This window comes from Bowdeniella massiliensis (assembly GCF_023634005.1).
GTDB classification, from domain to species: Bacteria; Actinomycetota; Actinomycetes; order Actinomycetales; family Actinomycetaceae; genus Bowdeniella; species Bowdeniella massiliensis.
Window position 1 is genome coordinate 76684 of the sequence record NZ_JALIQR010000001.1, and the last position, 21953, is coordinate 98636.

Annotated in this window: 20 protein-coding genes, 1 tRNA gene and 2 pseudogenes; 12 read left to right on the plus strand and 11 right to left on the minus strand. The window is 65.0% G+C overall.

Annotated features, from left to right (window positions below):
* Positions 1 to 50 precede the first annotated feature (50 nt).
* From MUN85_RS00505 to MUN85_RS12590, 3 genes are all read left to right on the plus strand, one after another.
* A tRNA-Ser gene (locus MUN85_RS00505) sits at positions 51 to 136 on the plus strand.
* 330 nt (positions 137 to 466) lie between these two features.
* A complete protein-coding gene (locus MUN85_RS00510; protein WP_250504901.1) occupies positions 467 to 1012 on the plus strand; it encodes a hypothetical protein in 546 nt (181 codons plus the stop codon).
* A gap of 502 nt (positions 1013 to 1514) precedes the next feature.
* Positions 1515 to 2216 carry a hypothetical protein gene (locus MUN85_RS12590; RefSeq protein ID WP_284500791.1) on the plus strand — a complete coding sequence of 234 codons (702 nt, stop codon included), beginning with the start codon at positions 1515 to 1517 and terminating at the stop codon, positions 2214 to 2216.
* A gap of 67 nt (positions 2217 to 2283) precedes the next feature.
* Here the strand turns inward: MUN85_RS12590 and gluQRS are convergent, their stop codons facing one another.
* Positions 2284 to 3243, minus strand: coding sequence for a tRNA glutamyl-Q(34) synthetase GluQRS (gluQRS, locus tag MUN85_RS00520; protein ID WP_250504902.1), 960 nt, complete (start codon positions 3241 to 3243; stop codon positions 2284 to 2286).
* A gap of 28 nt (positions 3244 to 3271) precedes the next feature.
* Between gluQRS and MUN85_RS00525 the strand changes: the two genes are divergently transcribed.
* On the plus strand, positions 3272 to 4612 hold the full coding sequence (locus MUN85_RS00525; RefSeq protein WP_250504903.1) for a DUF2254 domain-containing protein: 1341 nt from the start codon (positions 3272 to 3274) through the stop codon (positions 4610 to 4612).
* Here MUN85_RS00525 and MUN85_RS12995 read toward each other — a convergent pair.
* The 4 genes and pseudogenes from MUN85_RS12995 to MUN85_RS00545 form a co-directional block, all read right to left on the minus strand.
* Positions 4609 to 5264 (minus strand): annotated as a pseudogene (locus MUN85_RS12995) (aldehyde dehydrogenase family protein). The gene MUN85_RS00525 and the pseudogene MUN85_RS12995 overlap by 4 nt on opposite strands.
* Positions 5248 to 5433: an aldehyde dehydrogenase family protein gene (locus tag MUN85_RS00535; RefSeq protein WP_250505018.1), complete on the minus strand. Its 186-nt coding sequence runs from the start codon at positions 5431 to 5433 to the stop codon at positions 5248 to 5250. The pseudogene MUN85_RS12995 and the gene MUN85_RS00535 overlap by 17 nt, the downstream one beginning before the upstream one ends.
* A 46-nt stretch (positions 5434 to 5479) precedes the next feature.
* Positions 5480 to 5983 (minus strand): annotated as a pseudogene (locus MUN85_RS00540) (aldehyde dehydrogenase family protein); the annotation flags it as partial.
* A gap of 95 nt (positions 5984 to 6078) precedes the next feature.
* Positions 6079 to 6564, minus strand: a complete 486-nt coding sequence (locus MUN85_RS00545) for a MarR family winged helix-turn-helix transcriptional regulator (protein WP_250504904.1) — start codon at positions 6562 to 6564, stop codon at positions 6079 to 6081.
* 277 nt (positions 6565 to 6841) lie between these two features.
* Here MUN85_RS00545 and dnaK point away from each other — a divergent pair, with 277 nt between their 5' ends.
* From dnaK to MUN85_RS00565, 4 genes are read left to right on the plus strand one after another with little or no spacing between them, the layout of a single operon-like run.
* A complete protein-coding gene (gene dnaK, locus MUN85_RS00550; RefSeq protein WP_092563632.1) occupies positions 6842 to 8701 on the plus strand; it encodes a molecular chaperone DnaK in 1860 nt (619 codons plus the stop codon).
* Positions 8702 to 9433: a nucleotide exchange factor GrpE gene (locus MUN85_RS00555; RefSeq protein WP_250504905.1), complete on the plus strand. Its 732-nt coding sequence runs from the start codon at positions 8702 to 8704 to the stop codon at positions 9431 to 9433.
* Between the two features lie 37 nt (positions 9434 to 9470).
* Positions 9471 to 10484 (plus strand): DnaJ C-terminal domain-containing protein, encoded by a 1014-nt coding sequence (locus MUN85_RS00560; protein ID WP_250504906.1) that lies wholly within the window; start codon positions 9471 to 9473, stop codon positions 10482 to 10484.
* 14 nt (positions 10485 to 10498) lie between these two features.
* Complete coding sequence (locus MUN85_RS00565) at positions 10499 to 10981, plus strand: heat shock protein transcriptional repressor HspR (RefSeq protein WP_250504907.1); 483 nt, start codon at positions 10499 to 10501, stop codon at positions 10979 to 10981.
* Here the strand turns inward: MUN85_RS00565 and MUN85_RS00570 are convergent.
* Genes MUN85_RS00570 through MUN85_RS00580 form a run of 3 tightly spaced genes read right to left on the minus strand, consistent with a single transcriptional unit; the run spans position 10978 to position 12421 of the window.
* Positions 10978 to 11481 carry a hypothetical protein gene (locus MUN85_RS00570; RefSeq protein WP_250504908.1) on the minus strand — a complete coding sequence of 168 codons (504 nt, stop codon included), beginning with the start codon at positions 11479 to 11481 and terminating at the stop codon, positions 10978 to 10980. The genes MUN85_RS00565 and MUN85_RS00570 overlap by 4 nt on opposite strands.
* Positions 11453 to 11884, minus strand: coding sequence for a cupin domain-containing protein (locus MUN85_RS00575; RefSeq protein ID WP_092563623.1), 432 nt, complete (start codon positions 11882 to 11884; stop codon positions 11453 to 11455). Before MUN85_RS00575 ends, MUN85_RS00570 begins: the two co-directional genes overlap by 29 nt.
* A gap of 60 nt (positions 11885 to 11944) precedes the next feature.
* A complete protein-coding gene (locus MUN85_RS00580; RefSeq protein ID WP_250504909.1) occupies positions 11945 to 12421 on the minus strand; it encodes a DUF2871 domain-containing protein in 477 nt (158 codons plus the stop codon).
* A 123-nt stretch (positions 12422 to 12544) separates the two neighbouring features.
* On the opposite strand from MUN85_RS00580, the gene MUN85_RS00585 reads away from it, so the two are divergent.
* Positions 12545 to 13357 carry a resistance to Congo red protein gene (locus tag MUN85_RS00585; RefSeq protein WP_250504910.1) on the plus strand — a complete coding sequence of 271 codons (813 nt, stop codon included), beginning with the start codon at positions 12545 to 12547 and terminating at the stop codon, positions 13355 to 13357.
* A gap of 70 nt (positions 13358 to 13427) precedes the next feature.
* Here the strand turns inward: MUN85_RS00585 and MUN85_RS00590 are convergent, their stop codons facing one another.
* Entirely contained in the window at positions 13428 to 15539 is a 2112-nt protein-coding gene (locus MUN85_RS00590) for a prolyl oligopeptidase family serine peptidase (protein ID WP_250504911.1), read from the minus strand.
* A gap of 41 nt (positions 15540 to 15580) precedes the next feature.
* Entirely contained in the window at positions 15581 to 16768 is a 1188-nt protein-coding gene (locus MUN85_RS00595) for an MFS transporter (protein ID WP_250504912.1), read from the minus strand.
* A gap of 376 nt (positions 16769 to 17144) precedes the next feature.
* Between MUN85_RS00595 and MUN85_RS00600 the strand changes: the two genes are divergently transcribed.
* The gene (locus tag MUN85_RS00600) at positions 17145 to 17933 is read left to right on the plus strand and encodes a hypothetical protein (RefSeq protein ID WP_250504913.1); all 789 of its coding nucleotides are present in this window, start codon (positions 17145 to 17147) and stop codon (positions 17931 to 17933) included.
* 56 nt (positions 17934 to 17989) lie between these two features.
* On the opposite strand, the gene MUN85_RS00605 is transcribed toward MUN85_RS00600, so the two are convergent.
* Positions 17990 to 18262: an antitoxin gene (locus MUN85_RS00605; RefSeq protein ID WP_250504914.1), complete on the minus strand. Its 273-nt coding sequence runs from the start codon at positions 18260 to 18262 to the stop codon at positions 17990 to 17992.
* A 135-nt stretch (positions 18263 to 18397) separates the two neighbouring features.
* On the opposite strand from MUN85_RS00605, the gene MUN85_RS00610 reads away from it, so the two are divergent.
* Positions 18398 to 19849 carry an amidase gene (locus tag MUN85_RS00610; RefSeq protein WP_284500792.1) on the plus strand — a complete coding sequence of 484 codons (1452 nt, stop codon included), beginning with the start codon at positions 18398 to 18400 and terminating at the stop codon, positions 19847 to 19849.
* A gap of 99 nt (positions 19850 to 19948) precedes the next feature.
* A complete protein-coding gene (locus MUN85_RS00615) occupies positions 19949 to 21832 on the plus strand; it encodes a heavy metal translocating P-type ATPase (RefSeq protein WP_250504915.1) in 1884 nt (627 codons plus the stop codon).
* The last annotated feature ends 121 nt before the right edge of the window (positions 21833 to 21953 follow it).

Here is a 21953-nt window from a genome sequence, read left to right on the forward strand (position 1 = left end):
TGACCTGGGTTTTGTTAGGCTGGCGTCGGCCAGCTAAGATAATCCGGCAAGGTAGCGTGTCCGAGCGGCCGAAGGTGCAGCACTCGAAATGCTGTGTGGTTAACAGCCACCGTGGGTTCAAATCCCACCGCTACCGCACTTAAAATCCCCGGGATCATGGGAAAACATGGTCCCGGGGATTGTTTTTTGGACCCTCGCCGCCATGGGATTAGGGAAGTCTGTCGAGGGGCACTCGGCTAACACTCGTTAATTCCCAACAGGTCATGCGTATGCCGCAGAGGTAGGGGCAAACGAGGCGCAGGCTGACCAATTCGCCGCCCAGATGCAGGTTACGTCGGTCGTTTACTGACGCGGAACTCAACACCGGTGGGTATGCGGCGGTGCTCGTGTTGAGGTTGGCGTCATCTCGTGGTTGATGACGCTTGTGGTTAGGTCATCGTGGCTGCGTGAGAGGTACCCTGGAGCCATGAAACGAGCTGCAGCGCTTATGGCCGTGGCCGCCCTCATCGTGGGCTGTACCTCCACCCCGACCCCATCGAGCTCACCTCCGGCGAGTCAGACCGCCACGGTGGAGGCCTCAGAGGTGGTCCAGCGCAATCCCGGCGAATCGTTCACGACCCCGGACGGGCTCGACGTCACCGTGAAGCTGTTCGTCGAAGCCCAGCACGTTGTTGTCCTCAGCAATGGGGAGCCCGCCTCCGACTGGATCGTCGAGACCGAGTGGAAGAATAATGGCGGCGATCTGCAGCCCCTCACGTGCGATAGCGTCGCAGGGTTTTCCCTTTCCGGACGGACGCGGGAGGGTGTGCAGGCCGAGATCGTGAAATCGGAGTCGGATCGCAAGCTCGCGGATTGCTCCGGTAACCTCATCGGCGGTCACTCGGTCACGTACACGACGACCTTCCGCACGGCGGGCTCACCGCTAGCGATCGTCGAATTTTTCAGGGAGGCGGACGGTACCGACTGGTTCGTCGTCTCCGACCCGTCGATTCAGTTATCAGTCACCGACTAGCGGCCGCGAAGCCCACGATGTTGCTCACGGGGGTGTTAGCTCCAGGGCGTGAGCGACCGTATGCCTTGGATTCGACAATGAGAACTCCGCAACTGTAGGTAGAGGCTCAATCGGATGGCTAGCGGTGGAGTGTTGGGATCAAATCCCACCGCTACCGCACGAAAAATCCCCGGGATCATGGGAAAATCATGGTCCCGGGGATTGACTTTTTGGGCCATTGCCGCCACGGAGTTTCAGAAGCCTGCGTGGGTATTCCATAACGTGGTGTGGAATTTTGCACTTAGGCTCACGTGCGCCGGCAGCGGTACTCAGTGACAGATGTCGGTGCACATAGTCTCCGGGCAAGTGCACATATTTGAGTTTGGGCGCGGCGTGTTCCGTGCCGTATACATTTGCGTAAGAAAGCCAGACTCCTATCCCGAATCAAGAGAACAGCCTGTGCAAGCAGGGAGAATCTCTGTTTAAATCTGCCTGACCTAGTTTATTCGGGAGGAAGACTCTTATGAAGCGCATTTTTGCGGCCGTCGGCACCGCTGCCTTGGGTGTTGGCCTGTTGGCGGGTCCTGCCATGGCGGAGCCCGGTTACGACTCGGATCAGAACCATGCCTGGTACTGGGAAAACGTTCTGGCTGAAAAGGGCTACGACGATGCCAAGTGCATCAAGCTCGAGGAGGAGTCAGATTACCTTCGGGTCCCAGAGAACAAGCAGGGTGGCGAGTGGGTGCTGCTCGTGCTGAAGTCTGCCACGGTGAACGACCAGTTCTGGAACCCGGTCATCGGTGAGAAGTACTCGCCGATCAGCGGCAAGCGCATTTCGCACGCCTTCCTGTGCACCGGCGTAGCCCCGACCGGTGAGCCGAGTGAGGAGCCCACCGAGACTCCCACCGAGCAGCCGACGGAGAAGCCGACCGATAAGCCCACTGAGGAGCCGACAGAGAAGCCGACCGATAAGCCGACCGATAAGCCCACTGAGGAGCCGACGGAGAAGCCGACCGATAGGCCCACTGAGGAGCCGACGGAAAAGCCCACCGTCGAGCCGACGCACGCTCCGGAGCCCTCGACCCCGGGCAAGCCGCCGAAGCCGACCCCGGAGCCTGAGCTCCCGGTCACCGGTGTTCCGGCGCTCGGCCTGCTGGCTGCCGCGGCCCTCGGCCTTGGCGGCGGCGGAACCGCCCTCGCGGTGCGCCGTCACCTCGCCAAGTAAGCACGCTAGCTAACTAGCACAAAGCGGCCCCACCTCGCGCGGAGGTGGAGCCGCTTTGCTACGCAGATCAGGGAGCGGGTGCGATGAAAACGTGCGGGCCACCAGCGGCTCGCAAGGTGGTCAGCGAGCACTCGGCGACGAAGTCCTCCGCCGTGCGTACTGGCGGCAGAGACAGGCTCGTCGCACACCACTCGATCACGTCCGCGACCTCCCAGCCGGCAGCCGCGAGCTCCGGCAGCGTGACGGCGCCATCGCGCTTGGCGAGGCGCGCACCCTCCTCGTTGACCACCAGGGGGACGTGCGCGTAGACCGGTTCGGTGACGCCGAGAATTGCGGCAAGGTAGGCCTGGCGGGGCGAGGAGGCTAAGAGATCGTCGCCCCGGCATACCTGGTCCACCCCCTGATAGGCGTCGTCGAGGACGGCCACGAGGTTATAGGCGAGGACGCCGTCGCCGCGCCGCATGACGAAATCGTCGACGACGCCGGTATAGCTCGTGGTGGCTTCCTCGGGAGCGGTGGGGCTCACTCCGACGATTTGCTCGGTGACGGTGAAGCTGCGCGTATCGGTGCGAAGCCGAATCGAGGGGCTACGACCGGCGGCAGCCAGGCGTTCGCGGGCGCGCTCGCGCTCGGTTTCGCTGAGATCGCGGCACGTGCCGGGGTAGGAGCCGGGCGGGGTGTGTGGGGCCGTGGGCGCCGCAAGGATGTCTTTTCGTGAGCAGTAGCATTCGTAGGTGAGCGAGCGTTGCGTGAGCTCGGCGAGCGCCTGTTCGTGGGCCTCGGCCCGCGTCGATTGATACAGCTCGGGGTGCTGCCACGTGATCCCGAGCGCCGCGAGATCGGCGAGCTGGTCGGCCGCTGCGCCCTCCTTGACCCGATCGATGTCCTCCACTCGCATGACGAAGCGGCGCCCTGAGCGCACCGCGAGGCCATAGGCGATGAGCGCGGTGCGCAGGTTTCCGATGTGGAGCCGGCCCGAGGGGGAGGGTGCATAGCGACCGGCGGAGTGCGGGCGGGTGGTGGTCATGAAACCAGGTTAGTGGGGACAATGGAGCATGCGCCCCTCAGAAAAGCTCCGGCAGTTGATCTCCGACACCATCTGGTTCGTGCCGCTCTTGAGCGCATTGGCAGCCGCGATCGCCGCGACGATCCTCGCGCGGGTCTACGTCCCGAGCGAGTATGTGCTCGCCCGGTACCTGTGGCCCGGGGACACCTCCGCTGCGGCGGACATGCTGAGCTTCATCGCCTCCTCCATGCTCACGGTGCTCACGACGACGATCTCGATGACGCTCATCGTGCTGCAGGTGGCCTCCGGCCAATATTCCGGTCAGCTGCTGCGCGACTTCATCCAGTCGCGCGCGGTTAAAGGTATCTTCGCGGTGTTCATCGCGGTGTTCGTTTACGCGCTCCTGCTGCTGCGCTCCGTGGAGGCGGAATCGCGCGAACGGCCCCCGCAGATCGGTGTCACCGTCGCGATGCTGCTCGTCTTGATCGCGATCGGCACGTTCGTCTGGTACGTCTCGCGCGTCGTCGCTATGGTGCGCGTCGACTCCATCATTGAAACAGCGTCCCAACGCGTCGAGCGGCTATATGCCCGTCACCGCAAGCAGTGGAGCGAGCCGCATGACGTGCCCGAGATTCCCGACGACGCCCTCGCGGTGCGGGCGCAGGATTCCGGTCACGTCCGCCTCGTCGCGACGAAGCGCGCGGCGAACTGGGCGCAACAGCATGATGCCGTCGTCGTCATCGCGGTCTCGCCCGGGGATCCGCTCATCACCGGTCAGGCGGTCGCGTGGGTTTTTGGTCGGGAGGGCAAGCTCGATGAGGACACTGAGCTACCGCGCGGCGTCGTCCAGATCGATCACGAACGCGTCTCCGATGCCGACATTCGCCTCGGCATGCATCAGCTCTCCGATATTGCGGTGCGCGCACTCTCCCCCGGAACCAATGATCCGACGACGGCCGTGCACGCCGTCAACCAGGCGATCTCCGTTGCTCGCATGGCCGCGGAGCACCCCCTCAACCACGAGTGGGTGACCGACGAGGACGGCATCCTGCGAGCATTCGCCCCCGCGCCCAGCACGATCGACTTCCTGCAGGAGATCGTCGGACCGGTGCGGCGGTACGCGACGGCAGAGCCGCTCGTACTCGCCCAGCTGCTGCGCCTGCTCGCCGTCGTGGAAGAAGGTACGAGCGACGACGAGGTCCAGGGCATCATCGACGACGAGCGGCGCCGGATCGTCGAATCGGCACGTGACCTGATGACGCATCCCGACGATGTGAGCTGGGTCGAGCACTTAGCGCAGCCGGGCGCGATCGAGCGGGCCTCTCGCATCACCGGCCCGCAGGATGATCTCGTCAAGTCCGAGGACGAGACGGAAGACTCGGAGTCCTAGGAGCTGATGACCTTCGGCGCAGCGACGGCCTTTAGGCCCTCGATGCCGAACTCCAGCCCGAAGCCGGAGTGCTTCACGCCGCCAAAAGGTACTCGCGGGTCGATGGCGCCGTGCTTGTTAATCCACACCGTTCCGACTTGGATGCGGCGTGCGAGTTCTTTGCCTTTGTCCGGATCGCTCGTCCAGATGGAGGCGCCGAGGCCGACGTCCAGGTCATTGGCGTAGCAGACGGCTTCGTCGATGCTGGAGTATTTGACGATCGGGAGCGCGGGACCGAACTGCTCCTCACGGACGAGCGGGTTGTCGTGATCGAGATCAGCGATGAGCGTCGTCGGGTAGAAGAAACGACCTGCTCCGGGTCGGGATTGCCGCCGAGCAGCACACGCCCGCCCGCGGCCTTGGCGGCTGAAACGAGCGAGGCGACGACGTCGAACTGCGCCTTATTTTGCAGCGGACCAAGGACGTTCGGCTCCTCGGTGCCCACGCCCATCCGCATCGCGGACGCAACGTTTGTGAGGGCGTGGCAGACCTCGTCGTAAATGTCCTCGTGAACGTAAAGTCGCTTCAAGGCGGCGCACGTTTGCCCGGTGTTGATGAATGCTCCCCAGAACAGGCCCTCGGAGATGGCCTCGGGGTCAGCGTCGGGCAGCACGATGCCCCGGGTCGTTGCCGCCCAGCTCGAGCGTCAGGCGGGTGAGATCGTCGGCGGCAGCCCGCATAATCGCCTGGCCCGTCGCGATGGATCCGGTGAACATCACCTTGTCGATATCGGGGTGGGAGGACAGCGCTGCGCCGAGTTCGCCGCAGCGCGGTATTGACAACGTGCACGAGCGCCGAGACAGACAGCGGAGTGTATTCGCTGGGTTCGACCACCACGGTGTTTCCCGTGCGAAGCGCCGACGCCAGCTGCCAGATCGCGATCATCATGGGCCAGTTCCACGGCCCGATGGCTCCCACGACGCCGAGCGGTTCGTAGATCAGTTCGCTGTGCTGCTCCTCATCGGAGACGAGCACCTCCGGCTCCATAGGAAAGGCGGCGGTCGCGCGCAGCCAGGCAGCGCATGCTCCGACCTCGAATGCTGCATTGGGGCCGTTGACGATCGGCTTGCCCTGCTCGCGCGACAGGAGCTAGGCCAGCGCGTCCGCGTGTGCCTCGATGGCATCGGCGGCGGTGTTGAGTGCGGCTGACCGCTCCTCATGGCTGCGAGCGGCCCACTCGCTTTGGGCGGCGCGGGCACCTGCGATCGCGGCGTTGAGATCGGCGCGCGAACGTTCGCGGATCTGGCCGACGAGCTCGCCCGTGGCCGGATCGAAAATCTCGCGCCCATCAGTGCAGCTGACGGCGGCTAGGAGTTCGTCGTAGGTAGTCATCGTTGGCGTCCCTTCGTGTGGCAGAGCACGTGATATGGTCGCCAGCCTAAGCCACGGTGCTGATGCGCGCGCTCAGTGCCGCGTGGTCGCACGCCCTAGCGCGACTGTGGCTCGGGTTCGACGTCCAGCGCTCCGAGCACGGTGGCGGTGACGTAGTCGAGTTCGCCGAGTCCATCGGGGCCAAGGGCGTCAATAAAGACCCGCCGGACGAGTTCGACGTGGTCCGGCGCTGCCTTCACGAGGATTTCTTCGCCCGCGGGTGTTAGGGATACGAGGACGCCGCGGCCGTCGTTGGGGCAGGTATTTCGCGCGATAAGGCCGCGTTTTTCCATACGGGCGAGGTGATGGGAGAGGCGGGAGCGCTCCCAGACGACAGCGTCTGCGAGATCGGAGGTTCGAATGCAGCCATCGCTGGCCTCGGAGACGTGGACAAGGACCTGGAAATCTTGGATCGAGATTCCGTGCAGGACCTGGAGCTGACGTCCCTGGAGTGCGTGCAGCCGCGCGGTCATCGCGAGGTAGGCGCGCCACGACTGCTGCTCTTTGGAGGTCAGCCAATGCGGCGAAGGTGACGTGGACATATCAGAAGCGTATCGTTCCTCGGGCAGAAAAACTCAACGCGGTAGCACGTTTAGCTCGCTCATCAAGCCAGCAGGTGTCCTGTGGGCCACGCCATAGGGTGGCGGGAATAATTCCTGCCTCCGCTAAGTTGAGCCTATTAGACTCAAGTTTGCCGATCTCGATTTGACAACAGTCGAGCGACTGGAAAACTTGAGTGCAGACCACTCAACTACAAGGTCGACGTGCCGGTCCGGAACCTTCGGGCCGGACCCGGCCGCGACAAAAGGAGCACAACTTATGGGACGTGCAGTAGGTATCGACCTCGGCACCACAAACTCGGCCATCGCCACCCTCGAAGGCGGCGAGCCCACCATCATCGCGAACGCTGAAGGCGCTCGCACCACCCCGTCTGTCGTCGCGTTTTCCAAGAACGGCGATGTCCTCGTCGGCGAAATCGCCAAGCGTCAGGCGGTCACCAACGTTGATCGCACCATCTCCTCGGTCAAGCGCCACATGGGCACCGACTGGTCGGTCGATATCGACGGCAAGAAGTACACCGCCCCGGAAATCTCCGCGCGTATTCTTGGCAAGCTCAAGCACGACGCGGAAGAGTACCTCGGCGAGCCCGTGACAGAAGCCGTCATCACCGTGCCGGCCTACTTCAACGACGCCGAGCGTCAGGCGACCAAGGACGCCGGCCAGATCGCTGGCCTCAACGTCCTGCGTATCGTCAACGAGCCCACGGCCGCGGCCCTCGCCTACGGCCTGGAAAAGGGTAAGGAAGACGAACTCATCCTGGTCTTCGACCTCGGTGGCGGTACCTTCGACGTCTCGCTGCTGGAAGTCGGCAAGGACGAGGACGATTTCTCCACCATTCAGGTGCGCGCGACCAACGGCGATAACCGCCTCGGTGGTGACGACTGGGATCAGCGCATCGTCGACTGGCTCGTCGAGCAGGTCAAGACGAAGGACGGCGTGGATCTGTCCAAGGACAAGATCGCGCTGCAGCGTCTGAAGGATGCCGCGGAGCAGGCCAAGAAGGAACTGTCGACCGCGACCTCCACCGATATCTCGCTGCACTACCTCTCGATGGGCGAAGGCGGCCCGATCCACCTGGAAGAAAAGCTCACCCGAGCCCACTTCGAGGAAATGACCAAGGATCTGCTCGACCGCACCAAGACACCGTTTAACAACGTCATCAAGGACGCCGGCATCTCCGTTTCCGAGATCGACCACGTCGTCCTCGTGGGCGGCTCGACCCGTATGCCGGCCGTGACCGAAGTCGTGACCGAGCTGACCGGTGGCAAGGAGCCCAACAAGGGCGTGAACCCGGACGAGGTCGTCGCCGTCGGCGCCGCCCTGCAGGCCGGTGTCATCAAGGGCGACCGCAAGGACGTCCTGCTGATCGACGTCACCCCGCTCTCCCTCGGTATCGAGACCAAGGGCGGCGTCATGACCCGCCTCATCGAGCGCAACACGGCGATCCCGACGAAGCGCTCCGAGGTGTTCTCCACTGCGGAGGACAACCAGCCCTCCGTGCTGATCCAGGTCTATCAGGGTGAGCGCGAGTTCGCCCGGGACAACAAGCCGCTCGGCACCTTCGACCTCACCGGCATCGCCCCGGCCCCCCGCGGCGTGCCCCAGATCGAGGTGACCTTCGACATCGACGCCAACGGCATCGTCCACGTCTCCGCCAAGGATCGTGGCACGGGCAAGGAGCAGTCGATGACGATCACCGGCGGCTCCGGCATCTCCAAGGACGAGATCGACCGCATGGTGAAGGAAGCCGAATCGCACGCTGCCGAAGACAAGAAGCGCCGTGAGGAAGCCGACACCCGCAACTCCGCCGAGCAGCTCGTCTACGGCACCGAGAAGCTCCTGAAGGACAACGCGGACAAGATCCCGGCCGACGTCTCCACCTCGGTACAGACCGCCGTCGATGATCTGAAGAAGGCGCTGGAAGGCGACGACTTCGATGCCATCACCACGGCCCAGTCCAAGGTGACCGAAGAGGCACAGAAGATCGGTCAGGCGCTCTACAACCAGGGCCAGGCCGAGCAGGCTGCGGGCGAGCAGGCCCCGGCCGGCGAGAGCCCCAACGCCGACGAGGACGTCGTTGACGCCGAGATCGTCGACGATGAGGAAGAGAAGAAGTAAGTGACGGATTTCGAGAACAACGACGAGAAGCCGATCGTGCGTGATCGTCGTCGGATCGACCCCGAAACTGGCAAGGTGCGCCAGGCTCCGGCTGAGGCCGAGCCTGGCGGCCACCAGGGGGAGTCCCCGGTGACGGACGAGGTCGACGAGACTCATGCGGCGCAGGCCGCGGAGTTCACGACGGAAGATGCCGGCGCCAGCGCCGATACGCATCCCGAAGGGGACAAGTTCGGCCCCGCCTACGTGGAGGAGACCCCCGCGCAGGATGAGGCCCAGTCCAACCTCGCCGATCTCAAGGCCGAAAACGCCAAGCTGACCGACGATCTGGCCCGCTCGCGCGCCGCGCAGTACAACACCGAGCAGGAGTATGCGAACTTCGTTCGCCGCTCCCGCGAGGCGGCCTCCCAGGCCAAGGATCAGGGCGTCGCCGACGTCGTGGAAGCGCTGTTCAGCGTCCTTGACGATATTGCGCTCGCCCGCCAGCACGGTGACCTGACCGGTACTTTTGCGACGGTCGCGACCAAGCTGGAAAACACCCTGGAGCAGCACTTCAAGGTCTCCCGCTTTGGCGAAGCCGGCGAAGAGTTCGACCCGGAGGTGCACGAGGCGCTCATGGCCACCCCGTCCTCCGAGGTCTCCGTCGCCACGATCGCCCAGGTCATGCAGCCCGGCTACAAGATGGGCGACAAGGTCCTTAGAGCCGCCCGAGTGGCGGTGTCCAACCCTGAGTAAATCGCAATCCCAACAACACACGTGGAGGTGAGGCGTCATGGCCAGCCAAGACTGGTTCGATAAGGACTTTTATCAGGTGCTCGGCGTGCCGAAAGACGCCGATGCCGCCGCGATCAAGAAGTCGTATCGCAAACTTGCGCGGACCTACCACCCGGACCAAAACCCGGGGGACAAGGCCGCCGAGGCGAAGTTCAAGGAAGTCGGCGAGGCCTACGCGGTCCTGTCCGATCCAAAGAAGCGCGAAGAATACGACGCCATCCGCGCCATGGCCGGCGGAGGAGCTCGCTTCTCTGCCGGTCCGGGCGGCCCCGGCGGGCCCGGCGGCGGATTTGAAGACGTCTTTTCCGGCATGTTTGGTGGCAGCGGAAACGTCCGCTTCGAAACCGGCAGCGACGGCGGTCCCGATATCGACGACATCCTCAAGATGTTCGGCGGTGGCGGTACCCGAACCCGGCGCTCTGGCGGCGGCTTTGGTGGCTTCGGCGGATTCGCTCCGAGCCCCCAGTCCGGCGCGGATCTGCATGCCGCAACGACGCTCGGCTTTCGCCAGGCAGCGACGGGTGAAACCGTCACGCTGCAGGTCGACGGCCGCTCGATCAACGTCCGCATCCCCGCGGGCGTGAAGAACGGCCAGAAGATCAAACTGCGCGGCAAGGGACACCCCGGCAGCAACGGGGGCCCGGCCGGCGACATGGTCATCACCGTGAGCGTGACGCCGCACCCCGTCTTCGAGATGGACGGCAACAACCTGCGGATGGAGCTGCCCGTCACCTACGCCGAAGCCGCGCTCGGGGCGACGGTTGAGGTCCCCACGCTCGACGGTTCGACCGTGCGCGTGCGGGTACCGGCCGGCACGCCCTCCGGTCGCGTGCTGCGCGTCAAGGGCCGCGGCATCGAGACGAAGAACGGCAAGGGAGACCTGCTCCTAACCGTCGCGATCCAGGTGCCGCATCACCTGTCCGACGAGGCGAAGGACGGCATCGAGGCCCTGAAGGCCGCAACAGCTGGAGATAATCCGCGCGCCGACCTGGCCGCGCGAGCCCGTGAGTGAGGAGGTAAGCGCCGATGACAACTGAAGAACCCACGTTCGTCATCTCGGTCGCTGCCGAACTCGCGGGCATGCACCCCCAGACGCTGCGGCAGTACGACCGCCTCGGCCTCGTCACGCCCTCGCGGGCCCGAGGCAAGGGGCGGCGCTACAGCCGCGATGATGTGGAGGCGCTGCGCGAGATCCAGCGGCTCAGCCGCGACGAAGGCATCAACCTCGCGGGTATTCGCCACATCATTGAACTGCGCAGCAAGCTGAAGAAGATGGAGCGCGATATGCAGCGCACCGCGCGCCAGCTGATCCAGTTGCAAGAAGAGGCCGATGCTCGTCGCTCCCACCGCGTCTTCGCGGCGGGACCAGCCGGCGATGTCGTCGTTGTGCCGCATGGGATCCGGCTCAAGGGCCGGCTCCCGGAGCCGCACCCGCCGGTGCGTGCGCGCCCGATCCTCGCGCTAGCGCCGGCTCGCCCGGCGCTGCCTTCCAAGGACGAGGCGAGCTAGGCGGCGCAGGCCTCGGTCGTGCAATCGCGATTGCGGATGCGCAGATACAGCGCCACGGCGAGCGCCGCGACCGAAAAGACGGCGATATAGGGCTGCAAAGGCGCCCAGAAGCCCATCGCTCCAGATGCCCCGAGCAGTAGCAAGATGATCTTGTTGCACACGGGACAGGCCACGGCGAACAGGGCGAGGGTGAGGCCGCCGGCCAACCGGCCATCGTCCTTCGGGCGGCGCGGCGCTTGAACAGCGAACCACGCGAACGTCAGCGCGACGGTCAATGCGAGCACGGGGTATTCCCACGCGCGCACCGGAACCTCGCGGCCGAAGATCGGATTCGGGATGATGTCCGTCGGCAGCCCGATGACTAGCAGTGTCGCCAGCGCGATAGCGCCGGCTTTGACAAGGCGAGCCGTCCGCCCCCGGCTAGGGGCGGACGGCTCGTTTTCGTTCAGCGTCCTTGCGGTAAGGAGCGAATCAGTGTTCGTGCGGATCGTTCTCGGCATCTTCCTGGGTCTTGTGAACGGTGCCGGGCTCGTGATCGGCCGGACCGTAGATCGCGTACAGCTTCATCGGCTCATCGCCAATGTTCGTCACATTGTGCCAGGTTCCGGCCGGAACGAAAATGGCCCAGTCGTCTTCGACCTCTTCATCGAATGACAGATCGTCCTTGGACGGACCCATCTGGCAACGACCCTTGCCCTGCTCCAGACGCAGGAACTGATCGTTTTCTTCGTGGACCTCAAGGCCGATGTCGCCGCCGACCGGAATGGTCATGAGCGTGGCCTGCAGGTGGGCGCCCGTCCAAATCGTCTTGCGGAACAGATCGTTACCGACTGTCTCCTTTTCGATGTCGATAACATACGGCTTCTTGCCGTGGTCGACGCTCGGATCAATGTAGTCAGCCATGATGCTCCTTAAAGCTCCGTTGCGGGTCTTTCACTTCTGAGCCTAGGAAGGTGGGAGTCGTTAGGCAACCGATTGGGCGGAAACAGTCTCGCGGGCTTTGACGGCGCGGAAGAGGCAGAGGAAAAACAGTACGAAGGCGATCGTGATGAGAATGTGGCCCGTGCCCGAGATTCCAGCGAGCGCCTTGGAGTGCTCGAGTCCTTCCAGCTGTCGGTAGCCGATGACACCCATCATCGCAGAGGTGATGATGACGCCCGCGTTGTAGACCCAGAAGAAGGCCGTGAAGAACTTGTGGGCCGAGAGCCGGAAGACGGCTTCGATGAGCATGAAGACCAGCATCATCGAGGTGCCGAGGACCAGCAGGTGGGTGTGCATGACGGCCAGCTGGGTGAAGCCATCAAAGTCGGAGTGGCGGGTGAGCTCGCGGTAGCCGAGACCGGCGAGGAGGCCGGCGACGGTGTATCCGGCTGCGAGGTAGGCAAACGTGAGCGTTTTGGACGGGGTAGTTGCGGCGGTGGAACGGTTTATCGACATCATGTCTCTATCTTATAGACGCAGTGTCGATAACATCTAGACCTCGGGTATGTGGTCCGTGTCTCGAATTTCTCCGCGAGGCGCGTAGACTGGCAACCGTTAATACATCCCACACAAGGAGCTGCGATGAGTGCTGGAGCACCACCGATTCCGTCTCGCACGGGCCCCGTTTTTTCGATTGTCTTAGGCGCCCTCATGTTGGTGTTCGGCTTCTTCGGCGGTCTTATTGCTGCGGGCATGAGCGTCATTGGAAACATGGACCTGTCCTCGTTCCAGGAAGTCTCCGATGGCGGCACGATCTCGCTGAACCAGGGTGATCGGGTCTTCGTGACGACGCAGAACCAAACGGACCTGTCCTGCAATCTCGACGCAAGTGGCACGGCCGCCTCGGTCTCCGATATCCAGGGGCTGAAGATCTACGAAGCCCCCTCGGCCGGCGAGTACACCATCAACTGCGGTACTGACGGTTCCCTCGTGGTGGGCCCGGCTTCGGCGGTCGAAGAGATCGCGAACAACCCGGGCGCACTTGGCACGCCGATCCTCATTGGCCTGCTGGTCTCGCTCGCGGGTCTCGTGCTGCTCATCGTTGGCATCGTCTGGCTACTGCGGGTTAACCGCCGCCGACGCGAAGCGATCGCCCAGATGCAGGGCGGTTATGGCGGTGGCTATAGCGGTCCGCAGGCAGGCTATGGCCAGCCGCAGCCGGGTTACGGTCAGCCGCAGCCGGGATATGGCCAGCAGCCGGGCTATGGGCAGGCGCCGGGTTACGGTCAGCAGCCGGGTTATGGCGAGCAACGTCCAGTCAGCGGAGATACCTCGGACCCGTTTGCGGCACCGCAGGATCAGCCGCGTTATGGCGAGAATCCGCCGAGCACTCCGCCGTCCAATGACGAGCCGCCGCGCTATGGCGAGCGGATCGATCCGAACGAGAATCGCTAGTCTGGCATAAACATAAGGACTGCCCCGGGAGTAATCCTGGGGCAGCCCTTCTGTGTGTGGTGTCTGCGTCTTAGTTCAGCCGCTGCCAGAGGAACTCGTAGGCATAGGCCTGCATCATGGCGCGCTGGGCGTTTGTTGCCGCACCGCCGTGGCCGCCCTCGATGTTCTCGAAGTAGGTCACGTCCTTGCCGGCGGCCAGCATCTCGAAGGCGAGCGTGCGGGCGTGGGCCGGATGGACGCGGTCGTCGCGCGTCGACGTCGTGAACAAAATGGGCGGGTAGCTCGCGTCGGGATCAAAGAGATGGAACGGCGAGAAGGTTTTAATGAACTCCCACTGCGCCGGATCGTCCGGATCGCCGTACTCGGCGGCCCATGAAGCGCCTGCGAGCAGCTTGGTGTAGCGCCGCATGTCGAGCAGCGGCACCTGGCAGACGATCGCGCCGAAGAGCTCCGGGTACTGCGTCAGCATGTTGCCCATGAGGAGGCCGCCATTGGATCCGCCCTGGGCGCCAAGGTGCTCGGGCGTCGTGACGCCGCGCTCGACGAGATCCTTGGCGACGGCCGCGAAATCCTCGTAGGCCTTGTGGCGGTTTTCCTTCAGGGCGGACTTGTGCCACTGCGGCCCGTATTCGCCGCCGCCACGAATGTTGGCAATGACGTAGACGCCGCCGCGTTCGACCCAGGACTTACCCGCGACCGCGAAGTAGCTCGGGGTGAGGGATACCTCGAAGCCGCCGTAGCCATAGAGCAGCGTCGGGGTGGAGCCGTCGGCGGTGGCGCCGACGGGGCTGATCTGGAAGTAGGGGACCTTCGTGCCGTCCTCGCTCGTCGCGAAGTGTTGGCTCACCTCGACGCCATTCGCGTCGTAGTATGCGGGAAGCGACTTCAGCGTCTCGACCTCGGTGACGCTGCCATCGGAAGCCAGGTGGGCAACCGCGAGAGTCGAGGGCAGGTTGAACGACTCGATCGTGACCCACAGGTCATCGCTCGTTTCGCTGTCGATCGCCGCGACCGAGGCCGTCACGATGGGCCGCTGCCCCTCGGCAGTCTCGGGCACAACGTCGGAGACGAAGTCGAGTGGCTGGCTCGTCCACGCGTCGTCGCCGACGGGCGGGGTGAACAGCTCGATGCGGTTGACGACATCATCCAGGATGGTCAGGACAAGGAAATTCTTCGTCGCGGTGATATCGACCGCGGTGGCGCTTGCCGTCGGGGCGAACAGCTCGGTGAATTCGCGCTTGCCGGAAAGGAATTCTTCGTAGTTGATGACGAGGATCGAGCCGGCCGCAAACGTCTGGCCGCCGACCTGCCAGGCATCACGCAGGCGCACGATGAGCCAGTCGGTCCACACGGAGCCGTGGGCGGACTCGGGGATATCGATCTTGACGAGTCCCTCGTCCGTGAGTTCGAAGAATTCGCCTGTGTAGAACGTGGTGCTGCGGTAGATAAAGGTGCGGTCATCGAGCCGGTTGTACGCAGCGCCGACCGAGATATCAGTTGTTTCGCCCTCGAAGATCGTTTCGGCCTGGTCCATTGGCTGGCCGCGGCGCAGCCGCTTGACGATCCGGGGATAGCCGGAATCGGTGAGGCTGCCTTCGCCGAAGTCGGTCGCCACGAAGACACCTTCGCCCGTCGTATCGGCCCACTGCATTGAGCCCTTGGCCTCTGGGCGGTAGAAGCCGTCATCGACGAACTGCTTGGTTTCAAGGTCGAATTCGCGGGTGATATCAGCATCGGAACCGCCGCGCGAGAGGTCAATCAGTGCCCGGTTGTTTTCGGGGCGCAGCACTGTCGCGCCGTGCCATACCCACGGGGTGTCCTCGGCCTCGGCGAGCGCATCGACGTCGATGAGGACTTCCCACTCGGGATTATCGCTGCGGTAGGACTCCCAGGTGGTGCGGCGCCAGATGCCGCGTTCGTGCTCGGCGTCGGTCCAGACGTTATAGAGGTAGTCGCCGCGCTGGACAACACCTGGGATCTTGTCGGTCGAGTCCAAGATGGCCAGGACGCCATCGCGCAGCTCGCCGTAGCGGGACGTCGAAGCGAGGGTCGCTTCGGCCTCGGCATTACGCTCCTTGACCCAGGTCAGGGCCTTCTCGCCTTCGACGTCGTCGAGGAATGCGAGGTGAGGGGCGGGATTGGAGTCCGGATGGCTGGGCGTAGTGCTATCAGTGTCCGTCATGAGGGCAGTGTGTCATGAGGCGAGCGAAGTCGGAAAATCCTTTACCGGACCTTTGTCGGCAGCACACGAGCCGCAACGATCAACGCGACAGCGCCGATCGGGACAATCGAAAGGCCCACCCGAAGACCGAAGTGGTCCGTGATGAGGCCGACGACGGGCGGGCCGGCGAGGAAGGCCAGCCGCATGAGCCAGCCAATGATCGTCAGACCGGTTCCGACGGGCAGGCCCGGGATCCGGTCCGCCGCATCAAACGCCGCGGGGACGAGGGTCGCGCACCCGAAGCCCGCCAGCGCGAAGGCCCCGATGGTGGTGATCTGGCTCGGGGCGAGCAGCATCGTGAGGAAGCCAGCTCCGATCATGGCGGCTCCCGCGTAGGCCACGGTGCGGGCACCAAAGCGGTCGACGAAACTATCTCCGGTAAGGCGGCCGATGAACTGAGCGCCGACCATCGAGACATAGGCGAGTCCCGCGATCGAGGGGGCCGCGCCCGCGATGTCGCGCATGAAGAGCGCCGACCAGGTTGATCCGGCATCCTCGACGAAGGTTCCCGAGAGCGCCACGACGGACAGTGCCGCGAGGATAAGCGCAACTCGGCCGAGCGGTGCGCGCGATGTCTTGGCTCGGTGTTCCTCGTCGTCATCGAGCGTGTCGGGACCGGGGAGGGCGAGCCGGCCGGCTACCGCGACGGCGAGCGAGAAGACGATCCCGGAGATCACGAGGTGCCACGTCAATGGCAGTTCGAGCGCTGTCGCGCCCGAGCCCATGAGGCCGCCGATTACGGCACCGGCCGACCATGCCGCGTGGAACGAATTAATGATCGATCTGCCATAACCGCGCTGGACGCGCATGCCATGAGCATTTTGTCCAATGTCAACAATCGCATCGGCGGAACCGCCAAGGAACATCGCGGCCGCAAACAGCCAGGGGGAGACATCGATGGCGAACGCCGCCAGCATGAGCGCTGCAGCAACTATGTAGGTCCCGAAGACCGCCGTGTGAGCCGAGGAGAATCGCCGAATCACCCGCGCCGCTGCCAGCCCCGCGATCATCGCTCCCGCCGGGAAGCATGCAACCAGCAGCCCGAAAGTCGCAGCGTCCACCCCGAGTTGATCTTTCACCATGGGGTAGCGGGGCAAAATATTCGCGAAGATCGCCCCATTGGTTAGGAACATGAGGTTCACGCCAAGGCGGGCGCGGCGCAACGCGAGGGGAGTAGAGGTGACAGTCACCGGAGACCTTAACGAGTCCGAGTACGGCGGGAGGGTAAGAACATCGTAGCCCGTCTCGCCGAGAGTTCATCCCACATGACGGATTTGTGATTACCGAGAAATTTGCGAGGCGAGACCGGGCAGTATTCGCAGCTGTCTACGCGCCATCGCGGATGGGCGGGACCCTGTGCGAGTCGATTGAAGGGCTTGGGCTAAATAAGTGTCAGCTAGCAAGCGAGATTATGTGGAGTTCTTTGCATGAAGTATGCAATATGGTGTCAATTCTTCGGATTTCCACGAATAGGCCATATTTGGCGCGAGTGTTGCCGTTTCGCGCCTGGTACAGTGGCCACGGAAACTTGCGAATTCAATCTTTGACGCCAATATTGGGGGATCTGTGGAGACATCTGACCGTCGCGCGGTATCACGCCGCGCCGTAGCCAAGGGTGCTGCATGGGCAGTGCCCGCCATTGCCGTAGCCGCGTCAACCCCGGCCTTTGCCGCCTCTCAGCTGCCGCCGGTCCACCTCGATGGCTGGATGAACGCGACGCGCGATAATGTTCGGACGGGCGGTAGCCTCTTTCGTCCCAAATACAGGTGCCGCCACCAGGCGAACGCCTGCGGAACAGGGTCGGGCGTTCGCTACGGCATGTACATCACGCAGGCCGAGGGTCACTCCATCGGGCAGGCCCAGATTACGTGGCACTTCGCGGAACCCATGACGGTGGAAAAGCTGTATCCTTGGGGATGCGATACCAATGGTTGGTCAACTCCGACCGCAACCACCCCGCCACGAGACGAACAGGGCTACTACACCTATACGTCTATCTACTCCGGGGACTATGAACAGTGTCCGAGCCCATACGGCGATGAATTGTGCCTCGTGGGCCGCCCCGCTTTCGAGTTTCGGACTGTGCGTGAAGACGAGGGCGGCTGCCGCACGGGTAGCTACTACGACTACTCATCGATCACCCGCTCGGTCATGGTCGATGGTGAGTGGGTTTCATTCATTCGCACCCTTAACCACGCCACCGGCCGGACCTTTATCGGACGTCCGCCGATCGGCCCGGATGGTGCCGGCCGCTCTGCGCGAGTGCAGTCGAACCCCGGCCTTAAGGAACTCAACCTGGCCGAGGGTGAGAAGGGGCCAGAGGTCGTTCCAGCGGAGGGCGAGCGCGCCTACTAGGACGCAAACAGCTGTCCCCGGAACCGTGATGGTTCCGGGGACAGCTGTTCGTATGGCTAGTTAAGCTGCTGATCCGAGTCGATGCGGGGCTTTGCTTCCGCGGGCTCGTTCACCTGCTCGGTGGACGGGTCCGTCGCAGGAGTAGCGCCTTCGGAGCCGACGCGCTCATCGATGGCGTCGCGTACCGAGGTGATCTTCTCGTCGTACTTACCGCCGGTCTTCTGGGAAGCGAACTCGGCTCCCTTGTCGAGGGCGGAGTCCGAGAGCTGCTCGCCCTTCTCGCCGGAGAGCTGCTCTTTCGCCTTGTTCACGAAGTCACCAATTCCCATTAGTGCGCTCCTTTCTTTCGCGCGGCCCGGTTGCACCGCTCTCACCCTCAAGCATGCCGTGAAGTGAGGCGATCGACCACCGATTAGGTGGACTTTTTTGCTGGCCGGATGCAGAACTTACGTAAGGTTGGAACCATGAGAGAGCTTCACCAGTTATCGGCGAGCGACCTCGCGGACGCCTACCGTCGAGGCGTGACTGACCCGCTGGAAGTCACCCGCGCCATGCTGGAGCGCATCGAACAGTTCAACGACGAGGTGGGGGCTTTCGTCCACGTCTCGCGGCGCCGCGCGGAGCGCGACGCACTCACGGCCCGCGCGGCCATCGCGGACGGCGATCCGCGACCGCTCGTCGGGATACCGTGCCCGATCAAGGACCTCACGCAAGTCGCGGGCGAGCCGTTCGAAGCGGGCAGCGCGATCCTGCGCGGTAACCGCGCAGACGTCACTGACGGGGTGGCGCAACGCCTCGCGGAGGCGGGCACGATCATGCTCGGCAAAACAACGACGCCCGAGTTCGGGATGCCGGCCTACACCGAACCGGCTGGACAGCGTCCAGCGCGCTCACCGTGGGATACCCGCCGCACCGCGGGCGGCTCCTCCGGGGGCGCGGGTGCGGCACTTGCGGCCGGGCTGACGCCGCTGGCGCACGGCAACGATGGGGGTGGCTCGATCCGCATCCCGGCGGCGGCCTGCGGGGTCGTCGGCCTGAAGCCCTCGCGCGGCCGAGTCTCTCCCGGTCCGTATTCCGTCTCCGGCCCGGGCCTGGCAACCGAAGGCGTGCTCGCACGCACCGTCGCCGATGCGGCAAGCGCGCTGCAGGCCATTAGCGGCAATCGTCCCGGGGACTTTTTCACGCTGGGTAGCCTCGACTCCCTCACTGAAGACCTACGCCGCGCCGAGCGCGCGGAGACTCTTGCCCGCTGCGATGCCGGCTCGCGCGTGCGCGTCGGCGTCCTGACCGAGCCGCTCAACGTCGAGACGACCGAGTTTCATCCCGAGGCGCTCGCGGGCGTGGAGCGCGCTGCGAAGCTGCTGGCCGACGCGGGCTGCGTGCTGGAGGAGGCTCACCGCCCACTGAGCGCCGAGCAGTGGATGGGCTTCATGCCGCTGTGGGCCGTCGGCGCGGCCTCGATCCCGGTGCCACCCGAGGCCGAGGAGCACCTCATGGCGCTCACGCGGTGGCTGCGGGACCAGGGCCAGGACATCTCGGCGCTCGACTACGCGAACGCCGTCTCCTCGCTGCAGCATCTCACGCGCCAGATCGCCCACGCGTGGGCGGAATTCGACGTCATCCTCTCGCCGACGCTGTCCGGGCCGCCGCTGCCGCCCGAACAACTGCAGCTAGCGGATCCGGCCGCGGACTTCGAGGCGCAAAAGCACTTCACGCCGTTTTCCTCCGTCTGGAACATCACGGGCAACCCGGCAATCTCGCTGCCGCTGCACCGCGCCGTCATCGATGGCGTCGAGCTGCCCTTCGGGGTGCACCTGGGTGCGACACGGCTCGGCAGCGAAGCGCTCCTGCTGCGCCTCGCGCGCTGCCTGGAGCTGGCCGATCCGTGGCCCGCGCTGGCCCCCGCCTACCGCTGATCCGAAGCTAGCTCAGGCTGCCCTTTTCCGCGGGATTATGCGGCAAAGGGGAGCCTAGCCAAGCTTGCGCCCAACACCGAAATGTCTGATTGTGGGGGCATGAAGGCGATGACGTGGTGGCGGACCTATCCGTGGGTAGGAGCGACGATCGCGGTCGGCGTGATCGGGCTAATCCTCGCGTGGCTGGCGCCGCCGATCTACGCGCAGGTGCTCGTCAGCGCCTTCGCGCTCATCGTCGCCGCCGACCAGCTGCGCGACATGATCGCCGACCTGCGCTCCGGAGCCTGGGGCATCGACATCCTCGCCATCGTCGCGATCTGCGCCACCGTCGCCGTCGGCGAATACTGGGCGGCGCTCGTCGTCTGCCTCATGCTCTCCGGCGGGGAGGCGCTCGAAGACTATGCCTCGGCGCGCGCCCGCTCCGAACTGACCGGCGTGCTCGAGCGCGCGCCCTCGCGGGCGCACGTCGTCGATGGCGATGAGGTGCGCACCGTCGCGATCGGTGAGGTCGCGGCGGGCGACGTCCTGCTCATCCGGCCCTCGGAGATCGTGCCCGTCGACGGTGAACTGCTCGACGCGCGAGCGAGCGTCGACGAATCCTCGCTCACCGGCGAATCGCTGCCCGTCAGCCACGAGCGCGGCGAGGAGATCATGTCGGGCTCGATCAACGGCTCGAGCGCGATCCACGTTCGCGCCTTGGCGAGCGCGGCGGACTCGAAATACCAGCAGATCGTCGCCCTCGTGCAGGAGGCCGCTGCCTCACGCTCCCCAATGGTGCGCCTCGCCGATCGCATCGCGCTGCCGTTCACGATCTTCGCGCTCGCGGTCGCCGGCATCGGCTGGTGGATCTCCGGCGAGCCGCTGCGCGCCGCCCAGGTGCTCGTCGTCGCGACCCCATGCCCGCTGCTCATCGCCGCGCCCGTCGCCTTCATGGCCGGGATGTCGCGCGCCGCCCGCGCGGGCATCATCGTGAAAGACGGTGGCACGATCGAGCGGCTCTCGCGTATCGCCACCGCCGCCTTCGACAAGACCGGCACGCTGACGCGCGGCACGCCAGCCGTCGTCGCCGTGCAGAGTGAAAACGGCATCAGCGAGACCGACCTGCTCGCCGCCGCGGGCGCCGTCGAGGACTATTCGACGCACCCGCTGGCCCGCGCGATCGTCGCCGCCGCCCGCGAGCGGGGCATCGAGCTCGAGCGCGCCACCGACGCGAGCGAAGTCGTCGCCGCGGGCTTTGAGGGCCGCGTGGCGGGCCGGCACGTCGCCGTTGGCAAGGCCAGCTGGATCGCCGAGGTCGCGCACGTGAGCGACGCCGAACTCGAGCGCGCCCGCGAGCACGTGCAGCCGGGGGTCAGTCTCGTCTACGTCGCGATCGACGGCACGTATGCGGGCGCGATCGCGCTCGCGGACCAATACCGGCCCGAGGCCACTCGCACGATCGCCGAGCTGCGGCGCCTCGGCATCGACAACGTCCTCATGCTCTCGGGCGATACCCCCGCCACCGCGCGCTATATCGGCGCCGAGCTCGGCATCACCGACGTGCAGGGCGGCCTGCTGCCCGAGGACAAAGTCGCGGCGGTCACGCGCGCCTCGGCGCGCCCGGTCATGATGGTCGGCGACGGCGTGAACGACGCCCCGGTGCTCGCGGCCGCCGACGTCGGCGTCGCCATGGGCATCACCGGCTCCGCGGCCGCGGCCGACAGCGCCGACGTCGTCCTCATGAAAGACGACGTCCACCGCGCTGCCGTCGCCGTCGGCATCGGCCAGCACACGACCCGCGTCGCGCTGCAGGCGATCGGGATCGGCGTGGCGCTGTCCGTCGTCCTCATGGGGATCGCGCTGACGGGCGTCATGCCCGCCATCGTGGGCGCCGGCGCGCAGGAACTCGTCGACCTCGCCTGCATCCTGTGGGCGCTGCGCGCGATGAAACCCGGCCGCCACGAGCCCGCGCTGAGCGAGGACCTCGACGCCGACGCCGATTGATTCCCCAGGTGCACCCTGCCCGCGAGCGAGGCCCGCGACTGCTGCACCGTGCAGCGCTAGGTGAGCCGGGTTACAGTTGAGTCAGAGGCGCTCAACTTTGGAATAGCGCCCGAGCCGAGTG